General features: G+C 37.5%; 1 protein-coding gene. It reads right to left on the bottom strand.

The genetic code is table 11. The features are described 5' to 3' along the window. Nucleotides 1-506, bottom strand: a 506-nt coding sequence (locus tag ACFIL8_RS12785; protein WP_375690163.1) for a hypothetical protein, incomplete at both ends; no start/stop codon positions are given.

Here is a 506-nt window from a genome sequence, read left to right as displayed (position 1 = left end):
CCAAACTCAGGATATGCATCATCACAGATATCTTCATTAGCTGTTAAAGAGGCATTGCTATGAATATATGAAGAACCAGAGATAAGAGCATCACAAATAACGGCATCATCAAAAACACGTGATTCATCACAAATGTAAGCAGAGCCACTTATTTTTGCATTGCCTCCGACATGAGCATCATCACAAATGACAGCATTATCGGAAATATGAGCATGATCAGTGACACGGGCGTTATCATAAATTTGTGCATTGCCTTCAATTACAACGGCGTTGTTAGCATGCGCATTACCAGACAGTTTTGCATTGTCCTTTAATGTCATACCTTCAAAAATAGCATTCCCATAAATTTGAGCATTACCATAGACATCAACAAAAAAGCTTTTTACTTTAGCATTTCCAAAGACGCGTGCATTTTGAAAGACCCGAGCTTTATTATACACCCAGCAATTACCTTCATGAGATAAGTTGCTTTCATTTTCAATATACCCCCCTAAATCGCCTTTTTT

Source organism: Bartonella sp. AP57NXGY (assembly GCF_042195805.1).
Lineage (GTDB): Bacteria > Pseudomonadota > Alphaproteobacteria > Rhizobiales > Rhizobiaceae > Bartonella.
This window is presented reverse-complemented; position numbering and strand designations above follow the sequence as displayed.